The sequence below is a fragment of the Kurthia sp. Dielmo genome (genome assembly GCF_000307285.2).
Lineage (GTDB): Bacteria > Bacillota > Bacilli > Bacillales_A > Planococcaceae > Kurthia > Kurthia populi.
Genome location: NZ_HE578956.1, coordinates 514,448 through 534,473, shown reverse-complemented (window position 1 = coordinate 534,473; position 20,026 = coordinate 514,448). Strand labels below are relative to the sequence as shown.

Sequence of the window (20,026 nt, the reverse complement as noted above, 5' to 3'; positions counted from 1 at the left end):
TCACTCCTCTTTATCATTACGCTCTCGGATGAGCATTCATATAAGTATTTCGAAGATGTTCTTTCGTTACATGTGTGTAAATTTGCGTAGAAGATAACGAAGAGTGTCCAAGTAATTCTTGGACTGTTCTTAAGTCCGCTCCATTATTCAACAAATGCGTAGCAAATGTATGACGTAACATATGCGGATATATCACCCCGTGCATCTCTGCCTTTTTCAGCATTTCGTTTAAAATATAACGAACGCCACGTGATGTTAGTTCCCCACCACGCATATTTACAAATAATTTACTATGTGGCTGCTTCATCAATGGTGTGCGCACTTCATTTATATAACGCACAATAGCTTCATGAGCATAATGACCAAACGGTACATACCGTTCCTTTCTCCCTTTCCCCATGACACGTACAATATCCAATGATAAATCAACATCTTTTACTGTTAATGATGTAAGTTCACTCACGCGAATCCCCGTTGCATATAGCAATTCTAAAAGTGCTATATTCCGCAACGACTTTACATCATCCCCTTCATTTCTCTCAAACAAATTCGTTAATTCTTCCTCATAGAAAAAGCGCGGTAAGCGGCTTTCTTTTTTCGGATGATATAACGCTTGGAATGCAGCATCATCCAATTGATACTCTTTATTTAAAAAGCGGAAAAACGAACGAATCGCAGAAATCTTTCGTGAAATCGTCGCACGCGCTTTTTGCTCATCATATAACTGTGTTACATATAATCGCGCATGAAGATACGCTACTCTTTCTAAATCTTCGACACCTTCTTGTTTTAAAAATTCAAAAAAGTAATATAAATCTTTTTCGTAATTTAAAACAGTTGAAGACGTGTAATTTTTCTCAAGTTTAATATATGCTATAAACTCATTAAGCGCTTGAATCTTCTGAATCTCCATTCGAACACCTCACATCGAGCAATCTATCTTTATTCTCTCATTGTCTCACTATTAAATAAAGCGAGAAGGCTCTAAGCAAAACATAGATTGTACTTATTTTCTGTCAATTCGTGACGATTTTTTGAACAACCTATTACTAAGTGAAGGTATCTTACTTGAAGCATTAAAAAAGCCCTTCAAAGTATAACAACTTTAAAGGACCGAATCAAATTTATTTCTAGAGAATACAATTGTGTACCATAGAAAGATTATCGAATTAAAGTACAGTTGAATCTTTAAATTGCTTTAATGCAGCTAACGCACGAGCTGCATGACGTTCGCCACGTTCTTGTTTTGATTTAATGCGTTCTCCTAGTTCAGGGAATAAACCAAAATTCACATTCATTGGTTGGAAATGTTTTGCATCTGCTTCAGTAATATAGCGCGCCATACTACCAAGAGCTGTCTCTTTAGGGAAGATTACAAGTTCTTGCTCTAATGCCATATGTGCTGCATTAATCCCTGCCACTAAACCTGCTCCAGCTGATTCTACGTAACCTTCAACGCCTGTCATTTGACCTGCAAAGAATACAGTTGGTTGTGCCTTTAGTTGATATGTTGGAGCTAATACTTTGGGTGAGTTAATGAATGTGTTACGATGCATAACACCATAACGTACAATTTCAACATTTTCTAAACCTGGGATCATTCTAAATACACGTTTTTGTTCGCCCCATTTTAGATGTGTTTGGAAGCCTACAATATTATAAAGTGTGCCAGCTGCATCATCTTGACGAAGTTGAATTACTGCATATGGACGTTTGTCTGTTTTAGGATCTTCAAGACCTACTGGTTTCATTGGTCCGAATAACATTGTTTTTTCGCCACGTTCAGCCATTACTTCAATCGGCATACAACCTTCGAAGTATTTTTCTTTTTCAAATTCTTTTAGTGGAGCTTTTTCCGCTCCGATTAGTGCTTCACGGAAAGCATAGAACTCTTCTTTATTCATTGGGCAATTTAAATATGCTGCTTCGCCTTTGTCATAACGTGATTTTAAATATACTTTATCCATATCAATTGAATCTTTTTCAATAATTGGTGCTGCTGCATCATAGAAGTATAAATAATCTTGACCTGTTGCTTCACGTACTTTTTCAGCTAATGCCGGTGATGTTAATGGACCTGTTGCAATAACCGTAATACCTTCTGGAATTTCTGTTACTTCTTCGTTAATCACTTCAACATTTGGATGATTTTTTACTTTTTCAGTAATATATCCTGAGAATTCGTGACGATCAACTGCTAATGCGCCACCTGCTGGTACTGAACAATTATCTGCCGCATCAATAATTACTGAATCTAATTGGCGCATTTCTTCTTTAATTACGCCAACAGCATTTGTTAAAGAGTTTGCACGTAATGAGTTTGAACATACAAGCTCTGCGAATTTATCTGTATGGTGCGCTGGAGTTTGTTTTACTGGACGCATTTCATATAAGCGTACCTTTACGCCACGTTTTGCGATTTGCCATGCTGCTTCACTACCAGCAAGACCTGCTCCGATTACATTTACGATTGGTGTCATGTTACATACCTGCCTTTTTTTCTTTTGCGTTTTTCGCAATATAAAATTCATTTTAACAGTACACTAAATAAAACGCTACTATGTTTTACCAAGAGAATCATTGTTTAGGATAGAACTGTTTTATCACATAGTAGCAGTTGCTCACTTTTTTTCATAATTAAAAAAGCGACTGAAACACAATTGTAGCTCATTTCAGTTTATTGGTGCACAAAAAAGGAATCACGCGTCAGCACGATTCCCTCTTTTATTATGCTTATATGTTTAAGCTGAGCTTTCCCTTTTGGCCTAGCTTCTTACATAGCACTCTTATTTTTCAACTGTTTCTTCTTTATAATCACATTCTGTACATTGTACTTGTGTGCCTTTTTTAACTTTCTTCTCAACTAATAAATGGTCACCTTTTGGACATTTACGAGCAATTGGTTTATCCCATGATACGAAATCACATTCCGGATAACGATTACAGCCATAAAAGACACGTTTCGTTTTGCTCTTACGTTCAACAATTTCGCCTTCATGACAAGTCGGACATTTCACACCGATTTCTTTTACAATCGCTTTTGTGTTGCGACATTCTGGGAAATTACTACATGCCATAAACTTACCATAACGACCAAGTTTGAATACCATTGGATGGCCGCACAGTTCACAATCTTCACCAGCAGGTTCATCTTTGATTTCAACTTTTTCCATTGCAACTTCAGCATGTTTTAAACTTTTTTCAAAATCTTGATAAAAGGCATCAATGATTTTAACCCATTCTATTTTGCCTTCTTCAATACTATCCAAATCTCGTTCCATTTTTGCCGTAAATTCAATATTAATAATTTCTGGGAAAAATTCATTTACTAATGAATGAACGATTTCACCAAGCTCTGTTGGTACAAAACGCTTCGTTTCAAGCGTCACATAGCCACGCTTTTGAATCGTATCTAGCGTTGGCGCATAAGTTGATGGTCGACCTATACCTAGCTCTTCTAAGGTTTTTACTAACCGCGCTTCAGAAAAACGTGGTGGTGGTTGTGTAAAATGTTGTTTCGGCGCAATTTCAAGGCTTTTAACAATATCGCCTTCTTGCATCGGTGGTAACAATTTATCTTTTGATTTATCTTCTTTCGAATCGTCATTACCTTCAATATAGACTTTCATAAAGCCTGAAAATTTTACATGTGATCCTGTTGCACGGAATGTAATATCTCCATTAATTAAATCAGCTGTTACGGTATCTAATACTGCTGGTGCCATTTGGCTCGCAATAAAACGTTCCCAAATTAGACGATACAGACGCAATTGATCACGTGATAACACTGCTTTTAATTGATCTGGATGACGTAATGTAGATGTTGGACGAATCGCTTCGTGCGCATCTTGTGCTTTCTCAGATTTTTTAGCTTGTTGTGAAACAGGCGTTGTATATTCTTCACCATATGTTTGCTCAATATAACTAAATGCTTCTTTTTTTGCTGTTTCTGAAATACGCGTAGAATCCGTACGCATATAAGTAATTAAACCTGTAATACCTTCTTTTTTACCTAGGTCAATCCCTTCATAAAGTTGCTGCGCTAACATCATTGTTTTCTTTGCGCGGAAATTTAACTTACGCGCAGCTTCTTGTTGAAGAGAAGAGGTTGTAAATGCCGCCGCAGCATTACGCTTACGTTCACGTTTTACAATTTTTGTAACTTTGAAATCTTCACCGTCTATTTGTTTTAAGATTGCATTTACTTCTTCTTCATTTGTTAATTTTACTTTGTCAGTGCCTGTGCCATAAAATAATGCATCAAATTGTTTTTTGTCCTTTTCAAATTGTGCATCGATTGTCCAATATTCTTCTGGTTTAAAATTATTGATTTCATTTTCACGGTCAATAATTAAACGTAAAGCAATAGATTGAACGCGACCTGCAGATAACCCTTTTTTGACTTTCTTCCATAGTAATGGGCTAATGTTATAACCTACTAAACGGTCTAAAATACGGCGAGCTTGCTGTGCATCAACTAAATCCATATCAATTGGACGTGGATGTTTAAAAGATTCTTTAATCGCATCTTTTGTAATCTCATTAAAGACGACACGACAATCCGAATCTTTATCAATATTTAATGCTGTAGCTAAGTGCCAAGCAATTGCTTCCCCTTCACGATCTGGATCGGCTGCGAGAAAGATTTTTTTCGCTTTTTTTGCTGCGTTTTTTAAATCTTGTAAGACAGGGCCTTTACCACGAATCGTAATATATTTCGGTTCGTAGTTATTTTCCGTATCAATACCCGTTTGACTTTTCGGTAAGTCACGAACATGACCTATAGAAGCTTTTACCTTATATTTTTTTCCTAAATATCGCTCGATTGTTTTGGCTTTCGCGGGCGATTCTACAATAACTAGATAATCTGACATGTGATTTCCCCCTTATGAGAGGTGAAGTTTCTTATTGAAAACAAATACCTGTTGCAAAATGTATAACAGAAATCCAAGTTTTGCAACCATTTTTCATTTCAAAAATAAAAAATCGGCCATTTCTTCAAGGATTTGAGAGCCATTCCATACAAGCGTAGCACCCTCTGAGGCCAATTTATGGGGTAATTCAGAGAGTGGTGACAAAATATTTCCAGGAAGCACAAAAATTGAGCGTCCGTGCTCTAATCCATAGTCAACTGTCGATAAAGTGCCACTCTTTTTTTGAGCTTCTGTCACAAGAATTCCCCAACTTATCCCACTAATCAATCGATTTCTCATTGGAAATTGCCATTTTTTTGGCCCCATATACGGTGGATATTCGCTAATCAGTAATTGTGTTTGACTCATCACTTTTATTAATCCCTCATGTTCCTTAGGATAAACATGTTGAAATCCATAGCCTAATACACCAATTGTAGCCCCTCCAAGCGTAATTGTCACATCATGAGCCATTTTATCAGCTCCTCTTGCCAAACCGCTTACAACGACAAATTCTTCGTTTAAAAGTGGTGGCAGTAAATGTTCTAGCGCATCTTTTGAATATTGAGTTGCTTTTCGAGATCCTACAACGGCAATTCTCCGTTCATTTTGTAAAATATTTATGTTTCCCTTTGTATAAATAACACTCGGTGGATCATAAATATGGCGCAAATTTTTAGGATAGGCTGCATCAAAAAAAGTAATCGGGATGATTTTTTGTTGTTTATAATATGAAGAAAAAGAAAAATGTCTATGTGCATTTAAAAATTGTTGTAATTTTAAGGCTTTTTGAGGTGTAATTTTGAGGAGTTTTGATAGTTGCATAGAAGAAATTTTTTCTAATGATGCGCATGATAACAAGGGCCATAAACGATTGATAGAAGCAGGCATAACATAATGTAATGCTAGTAAAAATTCTCTTAGTGATTGTTCGAACATACTTTTCATCCTCTCTTAAAAACACAAAAAGGACCGCGTATATAACGCGATCCCGATTTATTTATTTTAAAAATTAAACATGTTGTTTTTCAGCATGTGTTTTTACTTGGTCGTAAAGACCTTGCTCTTTTACAACTTTAATAAATGTTTCACCAATTGTTGATGGTGTAGGAGCAACTTCAATACCTGCTGCGTTCAGTGCTGCGATTTTATCCGCTGCTGTACCTTTACCACCTGAAATAATTGCACCAGCATGACCCATTCGTTTGCCTGGAGGTGCTGTTTGACCAGCGATAAATGCAACAACTGGTTTTGTCATATTGTTTTTTACGTATTCAGCTGCTTCTTCTTCCGCTGTACCACCAATTTCACCAATCATAACAACACCTAATGTTTCTGGATCAGCTTCAAATTCTTTTAATACATCGATGAAATTTGTACCATTTACAGGGTCTCCACCAATACCAACTGCTGTTGTTTGACCAATACCTGCTGTTGATAATTGATGTACCGCTTCATAAGTTAATGTACCAGAACGTGATACAACACCTACATGGCCTTTTGTATGAATATATCCTGGCATAATACCAATTTTACATTCATCTGCTGTAATAACACCTGGGCAGTTCGGTCCGATTAAACGTGTCTTCTTGCCTTCCATATAACGTTTTACACGAACCATATCTAATACAGGAATATGTTCTGTAATACAGATAACCATATCTAATTCAGCTTCTACAGCTTCTAAAATTGAGTCAGCTGCAAAACGTGCTGGTACATAAATTACTGATACATTACATCCCGTTGCGTCAACAGCATCTTTTACAGTATTAAATACTGGAACACCTTCAACCTCAGTGCCGCCTTTACCTGGTGTAACGCCCGCTACGATTTTTGTACCATATTCAAGCATTTGTTTTGTATGGAAAAGTGCAGTTGAACCAGTAATACCTTGAACAAGCACTTTTGTATCTTTATTAATGAAAATACTCATGTTTATTCCACCCCTTCTTAGCCTACAAGCTCTACGATTTTTTGTGCGCCGTCTGCAAGTGATGCTGCTGCTACGATATTTAATGTTGAATTTCGTAGAATTTCTTTACCTAACTCAACATTTGTACCTTCTAAACGAACAACAAGTGGCACTTCTAAACCTAGTTCGCCTGCTGCTGCTACAACACCTTCTGCAATAACATCACATTTCATAATGCCACCAAAAATATTAACGAAAATACCTTTTACATGTGCATCTGAAAGGATGATTTTAAATGCTTCTTTAACTTTCTCTGCTGTCGCGCTACCACCAACATCTAAAAAGTTTGCTGGACTGCCGCCGTAGTAACCGATTGTATCCATAGTTGCCATCGCAAGTCCGGCACCATTTACTAAACAACCAATTGAACCTTCTAGTGGAATATAGCTTAAATCATGTTTTGATGCTTCAATTTCTTTCGGATCTTCTTCATCGTAGTCCCGTAGTTCTACTACATCTGCATGACGATATAGACTATTACCATCAAAGTTGAATTTCGCATCTAATGCGATAACTTCATCCCCATTTGTTACAACAAGTGGATTAATTTCAACAATAGATGCATCTTTTTCGATGAATGTTTTATATAAACCTAGGAAAAGGTCTGCTGCTTTATTTATCAAATTATTCGGAATATTAATATTAAATGCAAGACGTCGTGCTTGGAAAGCTGTAAGGCCGACAATCGGATCCACCACTTCTGTGAAGATTTTTTCAGGTGTTTCTTCCGCAACCTCTTCGATATTCATACCGCCTTCTTCAGATCCCATTAATGTAACACGAGAAGTAGCACGGTCAACGAGTAAACTTACGTAATACTCTTTTTTAATATCTGAGCCTTCCTCTATGTAAAGGCGCTTGATTTCTTTACCTTCTGGACCAGTTTGGTGTGTCACCAATACTTTACCTAAAAGTTCTTTTGCATATTGTTCTACTTCGTCTAGTGATTTTGCGATTTTAACACCGCCTGCTTTACCACGCCCCCCAGCATGGATTTGAGCTTTCACTACTACTACCTCGGTGCCTAATTCTTTAGCTGCTTTCACCGCTTCTTTTGGTGAAAATGCAACGATACCTTTAGGAACCTTTACCCCATTTTGACGAAGAATCTCTTTCCCTTGATACTCATGGATATTCATGAAACTTCCTCCCATCTCTTTGTAAAACTTTCTGTTACCTATTTCATTGTATATAAAATATTCTGAACTGTCTATGTTTTATACTACAATATCTTTTATATTTTCTATAAAATTCTTCTTTAGACACAAAATCCGCTAAATTTCGCACCACGAAATTTAGCGGATTTTTTTTTGAACACCATCATATGTACGATCTAATCGATAAATAAAAGCAAAAACCTCTGCAACTGCTTGGTACAATTCTTCAGGTATCGATTCATTTAAGTCCAATTGTCCAAGTAATTGAACAAGTGAGGGGTCTTCTTGAATTGGAATGTCATGCATTTTTGCCTGTTCTAAAATATTTTCAGCAATTTTCCCTTTACCTTTTGCCAGGACTTTTGGTGCTCCACCATCAGTTGGATCAAAACTTAATGCAACTGCCTCATGTCTTTTTTCATATTGTTCCGTCATATGCGCAAATCAACACCGCCTTCTCCATTAGTTGTTGTTGCATGAAAAATTGGTTTCACTTCTTTTTCCACACGTTCAAATGATTTTATTAAAACACCTGATAACTTATAATCATGTGTTTGTAATCCTTTTTCTAATGACTCACGTAGCGGTTCTGCAAATAATGCTAGATTTTGTTTTTCATTATACACAGTTACAGTAACTACGCGACTTTGAACTTGCATATCAATAATTGTTTCCTCTAGTGAAGCTAAATCTAAATAGAACATAACACGTGCATAATCCGTATCAATTTTACCATTCTTTTTCATACGTCCATTCCATTGCAAAGTTGCATCAGTTTGTCTACCAAATAATTCAAGAGGTACTTGCATAATCAATTGATGTTGTGGTCCATTCTCACCCGATAAAAAATGCATTCCATTCATACGAGATATGATATTTTCCGCTGCTTGACGTGTTGCAGAATGCGCTGATTCATCTTGTAATAGCGCCATTAATTGCGGTTTTAATTGTTGCTGCAATTGTTCTAAATTTGTCTCTTTATTATTTAAATTTGCTTCATAATTAAGTCCTAAATTTTGTAAGGTATGCCGTAAGATCGTTTCAAACGCTTTTCCATTCAGCTGCTGTTGTAATTGTAATTCAGTATTTTGCAATAGTTGCTGTGCTGTAGCATTTACATTTTTTGTTGTTTGATACGTTAGTGCTTCTAATGCTTCATCCATTAGCTTCGGTTGAACACCTAATAATTGCATCAATTGTGTTTTAGTTTGTTGTGACGCATTTTGTTGAAAAGGCTGTTGCTGTAGTTGGTCACTATAGTCTTTTACTAATTCTTGCTGAACTAGTTTAGCCAAATTTTGAATAGATTGTGCCGTTGCTGGCGTCGTATTAAATTTTTGGACCAATGTTTGGATAGCTTCTTTTGTAGCTACAGATAATTGCGTATCTTGATTCACAGATTGTGTTAATTGTGTTAAAACAGGTGCTATATTTGTTGATTTTGTTTGTACTACAGCCGTTAATAATTGTGCTGGCGTTAAAGAATCTGCTGTTTTCATTGCATTCGTCGTCGCTGTATTTAATTGAGCCGTATACGTATTCGTCGGTGAAATCTGCACCCGATTTAATGCTGTTATAATCGCTTCTTTGGAAGCTGTATTTAATCCTGTGTGATTTAAAACAGCCTGCTGTAATCCTATTCTAGCTTCTACATTTTGTGGACTTTGTTGAACAAGTTGTAACGCATTTTGTAGCGTCTGTGTTGGATTAGCATCAACTTTCCCTAAGGCGCCTGATAAGAAATTCATCATATTGGCATTTTGAGGTAATACGCCTGCTTGACGAAGCATAGATAACATCGCTTGTTTTGTTGACGCATTGGTTGCAGTAGAAATTAGACTATCTAGCATTTTCGCTAGCATTATACTACCTGTTTCAATCGCTAATGGTTTCTCCAAACGCAATAAACTATTTAATAATGTATCTTTAAGTCTCGTACTTAATGTTGCATCATTTTGAATCAATTGTTGCAAGTTATTTAATGCTGCCTGGAATCCTGTTTTAGCACCACCTTGAACAATCGCTTGCAATGAACTTTCTGTCATCGGTAGTTTTAATTGAACAATTTTGGATAAAGCATCTAGCGCTTGTGTCGTTGGAATCGTTGTGGCTCTCAACACTTGCTCTGCTTGAATAAGTTGTTCGCGTGACATTGGTACATCATTTTTCAAAAATTGCTTTACAATTTGCTGCATTTCTTTTGAATCCGGTAAATCCATGCTATTTATTAATTGTAGCGCCTGTTGTGACGCTGATTGTGACGTTAAGGGCCCTGAAACTACTTTTAAGGATAAATTAGGTGAAATAACCGTCACTTGAAAGAAATGCGCGTCACCGGCTTTTAATGGCGTTTCAAGTTGTGCCATCATTTTTTGATTCCCTACTTGAATTTCAACTTTCTGGTCCGGGTACAATTTTGTAATTGTGCCATGTAACACTTGTCCTTCTTTTACAACAACAGCTTGTTGTGTTGTTTGCATTTGTGACTGCTGTACATTTACACCTGTTAAATTCATCGTCTCATCCTTTCAAAAGCATTGTTTTTATCGGTTCAAATGTTTTACGGTGAATCGGTGTGACCCCAAGATGTTCCAACGCTTCTAAGTGTTGTTTTGTTCCATATCCTGCATGTTTTGCAAAACCATAACCAGGATATTTTTCATCCATCTCTTCCATATAATGATCTCGTGCAGTTTTGGCCAAAATAGAGGCTGCTGCAATAGCTAAGCTTTTTGCATCTCCTTTGATAATTGAACTTTGTGCTATTTCGATATCTAGCTTCATAGCATCGGCCAATACATAATCGGGCTTTACTGCCAAACGCTCAATAGATGTCTTCATTGATTCACGTGTTGCTTCATAAATATTAATATCATCAATCACTTCGACTGATTGAAAATGAACGGCGGTTGCTACTGCAGTTTGCATAATCTTCTCAATAAATTCTTCACGTTTATCATATGATAATTGTTTCGAGTCGTTTAACCCAAGCAATGCTTCACATGCATTATTCGGTAAAATCACAGCAGCTGTCACAACGGGGCCGGCTAGTGGTCCTCTACCCGCTTCATCAGTCCCGGCTATAAGAGAAGAACTGTTCTCACGAAATGATTGATCAAATGCTAACTTCGACTGGTGCTCATCTATTAATTTTTGCTGTTTCTCTTGTGCACGTTTCCATGATTTTAATGCATTTTGAGCGCCTGTACGTTCATCTTTGGCTAATTCATCCATCCAACTTTGCCATACTGTCTCTGTTGATAATTTCTCTTTAATTTCTTTAATCGTTGTCATCTACACTTACTCCTTTTATCGGTTAAAATTGTCACGATATAATGAAAAAATCGACAATGCCTAAAAGACATTGTCGATAAAGTGGCATTTACTCGTAATCTTCTACAAAATCAAATGTTAATTTTCCTAAATGTTCATTTCGAATGTCACGAACGATTAATTCAGATACCATTGAATAATCAATATCGCCACCTGACATTTTAATGTTGCGTAGTTTACCGATGTGATCAAATGTGCCAACAATTGGATCTGTTAAACCTTCAATTTGATAACGTTCATGTAAACGTTGAGGGTAATATGTTTCTAAAAAGTTTAGCCCAAAAATCGCTAAATCATCCATATTCATAATTGCATCTTTAATGGCCCCCGTTACCGCTAATTTAGCTCCTACACGCTGATCTTCAAATTTTGGCCATAAAATCCCTGGTGTATCAAGTAATTCTAACTCTTTCCCAACCTTGATCCATTGCTGAGATTTTGTTACCCCTGGCATGTTACCTGTTCGTGCGATATTTTTTTTCGCTAAGCGGTTAATCATTGTCGATTTCCCAACGTTTGGAATCCCCACAATCATCGCGCGAATGGCACGCGGTTTTAAACCTTTTTTACGCATACGATCCCATTTTTCTGCCAACACATCTTCCGCAGCTTTTGTAACGCGTTTTAATCCTTTACTATCAAGTGAGTTTACAGCTACTGCTTTATGTCCTTTTTCTTCAAAAAAATTGAATCCAACGCTTAGTTTGCGTTTCATCTGCCATATCGGCTTTATTTAAAATGAGTAATCGTTTTTTTTGATGAATAATATCATCTAGCATGGGGTTACGAGATGACATTGGTAAACGTGCATCAATTAACTCAAAAACAATATCTACTAACTTTAAATTTTCTGTAACTTGTCGGCGGGCTTTAGCCATATGCCCTGGAAACCATTGAATTGTCATAATATCTCTCCTCTTAATCTATCGTACCAAAGTTTTCAATTGGCCAGAAGACAACGCTTGCCTTCCCTACAATTTTTTCTTCTGATACTAGTCCAATATGTCGACTGTCTTTACTATTTCGTCGATTATCACCCATTACAAAATAATATCCTTTTGGAATTATTTTTTTACCTGTGTAATCTAATAGGCTAAAATCTTCGGTTAGTGTACCACCATCAACAATTTGGTTTTTATAATCTTGTAAATACGTTTCATTTACTTTCTTGTCGTTAATGTATAGTTGATCATTTTTATATTCAAGTGTATCACCAGGAACCCCTATCACTCGTTTAATATAATCTTTCTTTTCAGGTGCGTGGAAAACAACAATATCAAAACGCTGAATATCTCCAACTTTATAATTTAGTTTATTTACAATCATACGTTCGCCACTTTCAAGAGTAGGCATCATGGACTCACCATCAACAACAATTGGTGTAAAGAGTACAAAGCGGATCAATGCTGCTAATAAAAAAGCAATAATAAGCGCTTTAATCCATTCCCATAAGTCGCTTTTTTCTTTTTTAATTTTTCCTCTTCCATACAACCACCCCTCACTCTACATTATTTATTGTACAAGTATTTCTAAAAGCAGGCAAAAAGATTCTCTCTTTTAGACATGAAAAAAGTGTAGAGCAAATTGCTCTACACTTTTTTTTGCTAGTAAAAAGAAATTAGCGAATTTCTTTGATACGAGCAGCTTTACCACGTAAGTTACGTAGGTAGTATAATTTAGCACGACGTACTTTACCACGACGAGTAACTTTAAGTGCTGCGATTTTTGGTGTGTTAACTGGGAATGTACGTTCAACGCCTACACCGTAAGAGATTTTACGAACAGTGAAAGTTTCGCTGATACCGCCACCACGACGTTTGATTACAACACCTTCGAATTTTTGGATACGTTCGCGAGTACCTTCGACAACTTTAACGTCGATAGATACTGTGTCACCAGGACGGAAAGCTGGCATATCAGTACGTAATTGTTCTTTTGTGATTTCTGTAATAATGTTTGACATTTTATTTTCTCCTTTGACAGATGCTCATATAGTTCGCTTAATGGTTGCTACAGCGGAACACCGTAATACGGCATTTCTTTAAGAAATGCACTTTAAATACTAACATATCTATACGTTTGTTTCAAGTCCATTTCCTTGTCACAGATGATTATTTTTCATACCCAAGTGAACGTAAATAGCTCTTTTGTTTTGGTGTAAGATTAATATTCTCTAATAAATCAGGTCGACGTTCGAATGTACGTTTTAATGATTGTTCTTCACGCCATTCTGCAATTTTCGCATGATTTCCAGACATTAAAACATCCGGAACTTTCATCCCACGAAAGTCTGCTGGGCGTGTGTAATGTGGATGCTCCAATAAACCTGTAGAGAATGAATCATTAATATGTGAAGCTTCTTGTCCCAATACACCTGGTAAAAGGCGCACTACACTATCAATGATTGTCATGGCAGCAAGCTCACCACCTGTTAACACAAAATCACCAATTGAAATTTCATCGGTAACAAGGTGCTCACGAATACGCTCATCGTACCCTTCATAATGACCACAAAGGAAAATCAAATCTTCTTCTAAAGATAGTTCTTCTGCTTTCTTTTGAGAATATCGTTCACCTTGAGGACACATTAAAATAATACGAGGTTTTTTGCCTTGTGCTTGCAATGCTTCTACAGCATTAAATAATGGCTCAGGTTTCAATACCATACCCGCGCCACCGCCGTAAGGGTAGTCATCTACTTGATTATGTTTATTGTTTGAAAACGAGCGAAAATCCGTTACATCAAATGTTACAGCACCTTTATCTTGTGCTTTTTTCATAATAGATGCATTAAAAACACCATCGAACATATCTGGAAACAATGATAAAACTTGAATATTCATCATGATAATAAACCTTCCATTAATTCAATTGTGACGCGTTTATTTTCAACATCTACTTCTTTAATTACTTCAAAAATAACCGGTAAATAATGCTCTTTACCATCTATGCCTGTAACAGTCCAAACATCATTGGCACCCGTTTCAAAAATTTCTTTAATTTTACCAATTTCATTGCCATTTTCATCAAATACGTCACAACCAACGATTTCATGATAATAAAATTCATCTTCTTCTAATTCTTCAAGGAAGTTTTCATTTACTTTTAGCATGCTTCCTTTGAATTTTTCAACATCATTAATATTTGGATAACCTTCAAATGAAAGTAGAATAAAGTTTTTATGTTTTCGAGCAGTTTTAATAATAACTGTTGTAGGACGTTTTTCACCCGGCGCAAAAATACCAAGTTTTGCACCTACTTCATAACGATCTTCTGGAAAATCTGTTTGTGAAATCACACGAATTTCACCACGAATACCATGTGTATTAACAATTTTACCAACGTTGTACCATTTCATACTAGGACACCTCTTTTTTATACTTATATACAACAAAAAAGGAAGGAACCAATGCTCCCTCCTTTTACGCTAATCTATGATGTCGACATATGTCTTCTTCATATGGTGACTGCTTGCAGCAGAATAAACAATTGTTCGAATCGCTTTCGCGACACTTCCTTGTTTACCTATGACTTTGCCGACATCTTGAGGATGGACAGCAAGTTTATAAACGACACGATTTTCTGATTCATTCACCGTAATGCGAACATCATCTGGAAAATCGACTAGTGGTTGTACAATTGTTTTAATCAGCTGTTCCACAACGTCACCCCCGATTATTTATAAGGTAAAATTATTTACCTTGTTTTGATTCATGGAATTTAGCCATGATACCTTGTTTCGAGAACAAGTTACGTACAGTATCAGATGGTTTTGCACCATTAGCTAACCAAGATAATGCTTTTTCTTCATCAATTTTAACTTCTTCTGGAGAAGTTAATGGATTGAATGTACCGATTGTTTCAATAGAACGACCGTCACGTGGAGAACGTGAATCAGCAACTACGATACGGTAGAAAGGAGCTTTTTTAGCACCAATACGTTTTAAGCGAATTTTTACTGCCATGTTTCTTTGCACCTCCGAATAAGTTTCACACAAGATAGTATAATATCAAGCTTTCGATTGTTTGTAAAGTGTTTTTTCTTAACACAAGTTATTCTACAGGATTCTGAGTAAGATTACAAGTGTTTGTAAAGTATTTTTTCTTAACAACTAAAAACAATTAATTCTACGGATTTTTTAAGCTATTTAGCATACGAAAAACTCTACAAATGCAGAGCTTTTGTATTACATTTTAAATAATGAATCCATACCTGGTAATTTCAGCTTTTTCTTTTTACCTGCACCAGGTGCACCGGCTAATCCAGACATTTGTTTCATCATTTTTTTCATTTCATCAAATTGCTTAATCAAACGGTTAACTTCTTGTACTGAACGCCCAGATCCTTTAGAAATACGTTTACGACGGCTCGCATTAATAATTTCTGGATTTGTGCGCTCTGCAATCGTCATTGATTGAATAATCGCTTCAATATGATTAATTTGTTTATCATCAAAGTTCATTTTATCTAACCCTTTGACTTTGTTCATACCAGGAATCATTTTAATAATATCTTCCAATGGACCCATTTTCTTCACTTGACTCATTTGATCAAGGAAATCGTCAAAAGTAAAACTTTGTGTTTTGAATTTTTCTTCTAACTCTTTTGCTTTGTCCGCATCAACCGTTGCTTGCGCTTTTTCAATAAGTGATAATACATCACCCATACCTAAAATGCGCTGTGCCATACGTTCTGGGTGGAATGGTTCAAGTGCATCCATTTTTTCACCCATACCAACAAATTTGATTGGTTTCTCTGTAACTGAGCGAATTGATAATGCCGCACCACCACGAGTATCCCCATCTAATTTAGTTAATACGACACCTGTAATTCCGACAGCTTCATTAAAGCTTTCCGCTACGTTTACAGCATCTTGACCTGTCATTGCATCAACAACTAAGAATACTTCATCCGGCTCTTTAAGTGCTCGAATATCTTTTAATTCTTGCATTAATGCTTCATCGATGTGTAATCGACCAGCTGTATCGATGATCACAACATCGTGATGCTCTTCTTTAGCCAATTCAATTGCTTCACGAGCAATCTCTACTGGTGAAACATCCGTTCCTTTGTCAAACACTGGGATTGACAATTGTTTTCCTAGTGTTTGTAGTTGTTGTACAGCTGCTGGACGATAAACATCGGCTGCTACAAGTAATGGCTTTTTATTGTATTTTTTACGTAATACATTTGCTAGTTTCCCTGTAGTAGTCGTTTTACCGGCACCTTGTAAACCTACCATCATAATAACAGTCGGCGGACGAGTCGAGAATTTAACAGGTGATTGTTCGCCGCCCATTAATTGTGTTAATTCTTCTTGAACAATTTTAATAACTTGTTGACCCGGCGTTAAGCTTTGCATAACGTCAGAACCTACTGCACGTTCACTAACTGATTTCACGAATTTTTTTACTACTTTTAAGTTAACATCGGCTTCGATTAAAGCAAATCGAACTTCACGCATCATTAATTTAACGTCTTGTTCTGTTACTTTACCTTTACCTTTAATTTTGGCAATTGTACCTTGGAGTCGCTCTGATAAGCCTTCAAATGCCATAGTGGTCGCCCCCTAATCCCATTCTTTCAATTGTTCAATATAACGTAATGCATCCTCTTTTGGCGCATTTTCTTCAATTGCTGCAATTAATGCCAGCGCAATTTGCTGTCTTTTTTGAAACTTTGTAAAAAGTTGAAGTTTTTCTTCATATTCTTCAAGCATTGCTTCCGTACGTCGGATATTATCATAAACTGCTTGGCGTGATACTTTATATGATTCTGCAATTTCTCCTAATGACAAATCATCTAAATAATAAAGTTGCATATAGCTTCTTTGTTTATCCGTTAGAAGTGCTTGATAAAAGTCAAAGAGAAAGTTCATACGTGTTGTTTTTTCTAATAACATACATAACCTCTCCTTTACATACATATTCCATCGTATCATATAAGAAAAGCGAGGACTCTGTCAAGGTAAACCCCTTGTCCAAAACCTCGCTTTTTATTGATATATCAACGTTTATCGTTGCTTATACGTCTTTGTGTTGTTCATCCAATTCATCGATTTGTTTATCTAATGAATCTGCGAATAAACCATACACATAACGTTCCGCATCAAATGGTTGTAAGTCATCCATTTTTTCACCAAGACCAACAAATTTAACTGGAATATGCAATTGATTACGAATAGCTAATACAATACCACCTTTTGCAGTACCATCTAGTTTCGTTAATACAATCCCTGTTACTTTTGTAGCTTCCTTAAATGTTTTTGCTTGTACAAGTGCATTTTGTCCAGTTGTAGCATCTAAAGCTAATAAGACTTCATGCGGTGCACCTGGTACTTCACGTTCGATAACACGATGTACTTTTTGAAGTTCATTCATTAAGTTAACTTTATTTTGTAAGCGACCCGCTGTATCACAAATTAAAATATCTGCTCCGCGGTTCTTGGCTGCATTGATTGCGTCATACATAACAGCTGCTGGATCTGAGCCTTCTGATTGTTTGATTACTTCAACACCTACTCGGTCGCCCCAAACTTGCAATTGGTCGATTGCACCAGCACGGAATGTATCACCAGCTGCCAGCATAACTTTTTTACCTTGTTGTTCAAAACGATGCGCTAATTTGCCAATTGTGGTTGTTTTACCCACACCATTTACACCAACAAATAAAATAACTGTTAATTCACCATCTGGTTGCATATTTAAATCAGTAATATCAGCTTCACCTTGCTCATAAATTTCCACTAGTTTTTCCGAGATAACTGCTTGAATACCATCTGTTGATTTAATATTTTTGCGTTTTACTTCCATTTCAAGTTCATCGATTAATTGCATTACTGTTTCAAATCCAACATCGGCTTGTAGTAATAATTCTTCTAATTCCTCGAAAAACTCTTCATCTACTGTACGGTAACGTGCTACTAAATCATTTACTTTTGAAGAAAATGAATTACGTGTTTTTTCAAGACCATGCTTGAATTTTTCAGTAATTGCTGCTGGAGAGAACCAATGACGCTTTTGCTCTGATTCTTCTTTAGTTTCTGACTCTTCTTCAACAATCGTTGGTAGTTCTTCTAAAGCCTCTTCAACGACTGGTTCTTCGATTACTTCAGGTTCTTCCACAATTTCTTTGACAGGCTTTTCTGCCGATTCAATTACTTTTGTTGTTTCCTCTGCTTGGCTTTCTTCGATTTCAGCATTGTCCTCTATGGCATCTGCTTCATTTGTTTCTTCTAGTTGTTCTAACTGTTCTTCATCTTTTTTACCAGTTAGCTTTTCTTTCATACGTTGTAAAAAGCCCATACTTCATTCCGCTCCTTTAGGACATCTCTTGTTCTAATTTTACTGATACGAGTTTTGAAACGCCGGATTCTTGCATCGTAATACCATACAACACATCGGCGCCTTCCATCGTACCTTTACGGTGCGTGATCACGATAAATTGTGTATCATCGCTGAATTTTTTCAAGTATTGACTATAGCGACTAACATTCGCTTCGTCAAGCGCTGCTTCGACTTCATCCAAAATACAGAAGGGTACTGGACGAGTTTTTAAGATTGCAAATAATAAAGCAATTGCTGTCAATGCACGTTCCCCACCAGATAATAAACTCAAGCTTTGCAATTTCTTACCAGGTGGTTGCGCAACAATTTCAATACCCGTTTCTAATAAGTTTTCTGGGTCTAACAAAATTAAATCTGCTTTACCACCACCAAATAATTCACGGAAAACTTCTTGGAAATGTGTGCGAATAGACATAAATGTCTCACTAAAACGAGCTGTCATTTCTTCATCCATTTCACGAATGGCTTCATGCAACGTATCTTTCGCCTCCAATAAATCATTGCGTTGATTTGTTAAGAATTCATGACGTTCAGACACGGTTTTGTATTCTTCAATAGCGTGTACATTCACATCGCCAAGCTCATCAATTGACTGACGTAATAACTTCACTTTACGCCGTGCTGTATCAATATCAACATCAACAGCTTCCTCAAGCAATGCTTCTTGGAATGTTAAGTCGTATTCTGTTAACAATTGATTTTCTTGATTGCTACGGTTTGCATCAATACGATTCATTTTCACATCGATGTCACGAATAGCGTTTAGCACGCCCTGGTGAACACGTTGTGCTTCTGTAAGCAATGTATCGACGTTTTGAATCGTTTTTTGCAATTCTGCACGTTTTACTTTTGCATTAGCAATAGAAGTGTTTAAAGTATCTCTACGCGCTTTCAATGATACAGTACGCTCTGTCAATTCTTCCTCAGAAGGGCCTTCTTCTCCTTCGCTTGTTAATAACCATTCACGTTCTTGTTGTTGAGCATGCAAATGCTGTTTACTTGTCATTAATTTATTTGTTAAGTCTTCTACTTGCATACGAAGTTGTAGTACTTGCTCAGCTTTTACAGCCTGCTGTGCTTTTGCATCAGCTAAATCACTTTGCAATTGATCACGTTCGGTTATACTTTGTGCTTTTAATGACTCTAAGCGCTCTACATCTTTATTTAATGTAGCTGTCTCTTCATCTAAAGATACTAAACGTTTTTCAAGGGTGATTTTTGAATCTTCCAATGAACCTAAACGACTTGTGACATCTTGCTGTTCAGAATCAAATAAAGAAACACGTTGTGATAAGCGCTTAACC

Annotated in this window: 19 protein-coding genes and 1 pseudogene; all 20 read right to left on the bottom strand. The window is 36.5% G+C overall.

Annotation, left to right across the window (positions count from 1 at the left end; all coding sequences use genetic code 11):
* Nucleotides 1-16: 16 nt before the first annotated feature.
* Nucleotides 17-913, bottom strand: a complete 897-nt coding sequence (gene xerC, locus KTHG_RS02960) for a tyrosine recombinase XerC (RefSeq protein ID WP_020189434.1) — start codon at nt 911-913, stop codon at nt 17-19.
* A 256-nt stretch (nt 914-1,169) separates the two neighbouring features.
* Complete coding sequence (gene trmFO, locus KTHG_RS02955) at nt 1,170-2,480, bottom strand: FADH(2)-oxidizing methylenetetrahydrofolate--tRNA-(uracil(54)-C(5))-methyltransferase TrmFO (protein ID WP_020189433.1); 1,311 nt, start codon at nt 2,478-2,480, stop codon at nt 1,170-1,172.
* Nucleotides 2,481-2,786: 306 nt separating this feature from the next.
* A complete protein-coding gene (topA, locus tag KTHG_RS02950) occupies nt 2,787-4,874 on the bottom strand; it encodes a type I DNA topoisomerase (protein ID WP_020189432.1) in 2,088 nt (695 codons plus the stop codon).
* Nucleotides 4,875-4,967: 93 nt separating this feature from the next.
* Nucleotides 4,968-5,852 (bottom strand): DNA-processing protein DprA, encoded by an 885-nt coding sequence (gene dprA, locus KTHG_RS02945; protein ID WP_020189431.1) that lies wholly within the window; start codon nt 5,850-5,852, stop codon nt 4,968-4,970.
* 73 nt (nt 5,853-5,925) lie between these two features.
* Complete coding sequence (sucD, locus tag KTHG_RS02940; RefSeq protein WP_020189430.1) at nt 5,926-6,846, bottom strand: succinate--CoA ligase subunit alpha; 921 nt, start codon at nt 6,844-6,846, stop codon at nt 5,926-5,928.
* Nucleotides 6,847-6,863: 17 nt separating this feature from the next.
* Nucleotides 6,864-8,024 carry an ADP-forming succinate--CoA ligase subunit beta gene (gene sucC / locus KTHG_RS02935; protein ID WP_020189429.1) on the bottom strand — a complete coding sequence of 387 codons (1,161 nt, stop codon included), beginning with the start codon at nt 8,022-8,024 and terminating at the stop codon, nt 6,864-6,866.
* A 156-nt stretch (nt 8,025-8,180) separates the two neighbouring features.
* Nucleotides 8,181-8,477, bottom strand: a complete 297-nt coding sequence (locus KTHG_RS02930) for an EscU/YscU/HrcU family type III secretion system export apparatus switch protein (RefSeq protein WP_020189428.1) — start codon at nt 8,475-8,477, stop codon at nt 8,181-8,183.
* On the bottom strand, nt 8,474-10,558 hold the full coding sequence (locus KTHG_RS02925) for a hypothetical protein (protein WP_020189427.1): 2,085 nt from the start codon (nt 10,556-10,558) through the stop codon (nt 8,474-8,476). The genes KTHG_RS02930 and KTHG_RS02925 overlap by 4 nt, the downstream gene beginning before the upstream one ends.
* A 4-nt stretch (nt 10,559-10,562) precedes the next feature.
* Entirely contained in the window at nt 10,563-11,336 is a 774-nt protein-coding gene (locus tag KTHG_RS02920; protein WP_020189426.1) for a ribonuclease HII, read from the bottom strand.
* Between the two features lie 88 nt (nt 11,337-11,424).
* Nucleotides 11,425-12,280, bottom strand: a pseudogene (gene ylqF, locus KTHG_RS02915) (ribosome biogenesis GTPase YlqF).
* Nucleotides 12,281-12,293: 13 nt separating this feature from the next.
* On the bottom strand, nt 12,294-12,866 hold the full coding sequence (gene lepB / locus KTHG_RS02910; RefSeq protein ID WP_020189425.1) for a signal peptidase I: 573 nt from the start codon (nt 12,864-12,866) through the stop codon (nt 12,294-12,296).
* A 127-nt stretch (nt 12,867-12,993) separates the two neighbouring features.
* Nucleotides 12,994-13,338, bottom strand: coding sequence for a 50S ribosomal protein L19 (gene rplS, locus KTHG_RS02905; protein WP_020189424.1), 345 nt, complete (start codon nt 13,336-13,338; stop codon nt 12,994-12,996).
* Nucleotides 13,339-13,486: 148 nt separating this feature from the next.
* Nucleotides 13,487-14,218, bottom strand: coding sequence for a tRNA (guanosine(37)-N1)-methyltransferase TrmD (gene trmD / locus KTHG_RS02900; protein ID WP_044527259.1), 732 nt, complete (start codon nt 14,216-14,218; stop codon nt 13,487-13,489).
* A complete protein-coding gene (gene rimM / locus KTHG_RS02895; RefSeq protein ID WP_020189422.1) occupies nt 14,218-14,733 on the bottom strand; it encodes a ribosome maturation factor RimM in 516 nt (171 codons plus the stop codon). The genes trmD and rimM overlap by 1 nt, the downstream gene beginning before the upstream one ends.
* Before the next feature lie 69 nt (nt 14,734-14,802).
* Nucleotides 14,803-15,036, bottom strand: a complete 234-nt coding sequence (locus tag KTHG_RS02890) for a KH domain-containing protein (protein ID WP_020189421.1) — start codon at nt 15,034-15,036, stop codon at nt 14,803-14,805.
* Nucleotides 15,037-15,067: 31 nt separating this feature from the next.
* Nucleotides 15,068-15,340, bottom strand: coding sequence for a 30S ribosomal protein S16 (gene rpsP / locus KTHG_RS02885; RefSeq protein WP_020189420.1), 273 nt, complete (start codon nt 15,338-15,340; stop codon nt 15,068-15,070).
* Nucleotides 15,341-15,562: 222 nt separating this feature from the next.
* Nucleotides 15,563-16,933 carry a signal recognition particle protein gene (ffh, locus tag KTHG_RS02880; RefSeq protein WP_020189419.1) on the bottom strand — a complete coding sequence of 457 codons (1,371 nt, stop codon included), beginning with the start codon at nt 16,931-16,933 and terminating at the stop codon, nt 15,563-15,565.
* A gap of 12 nt (nt 16,934-16,945) precedes the next feature.
* Nucleotides 16,946-17,278 carry a putative DNA-binding protein gene (locus tag KTHG_RS02875; protein ID WP_020189418.1) on the bottom strand — a complete coding sequence of 111 codons (333 nt, stop codon included), beginning with the start codon at nt 17,276-17,278 and terminating at the stop codon, nt 16,946-16,948.
* Nucleotides 17,279-17,399: 121 nt separating this feature from the next.
* On the bottom strand, nt 17,400-18,680 hold the full coding sequence (gene ftsY / locus KTHG_RS02870) for a signal recognition particle-docking protein FtsY (protein ID WP_020189417.1): 1,281 nt from the start codon (nt 18,678-18,680) through the stop codon (nt 17,400-17,402).
* A 16-nt stretch (nt 18,681-18,696) separates the two neighbouring features.
* Nucleotides 18,697-20,026, bottom strand: a 1,330-nt coding sequence (locus KTHG_RS02865; protein WP_044527202.1) for a chromosome segregation protein SMC, incomplete at its 5' end; no start/stop codon positions are given.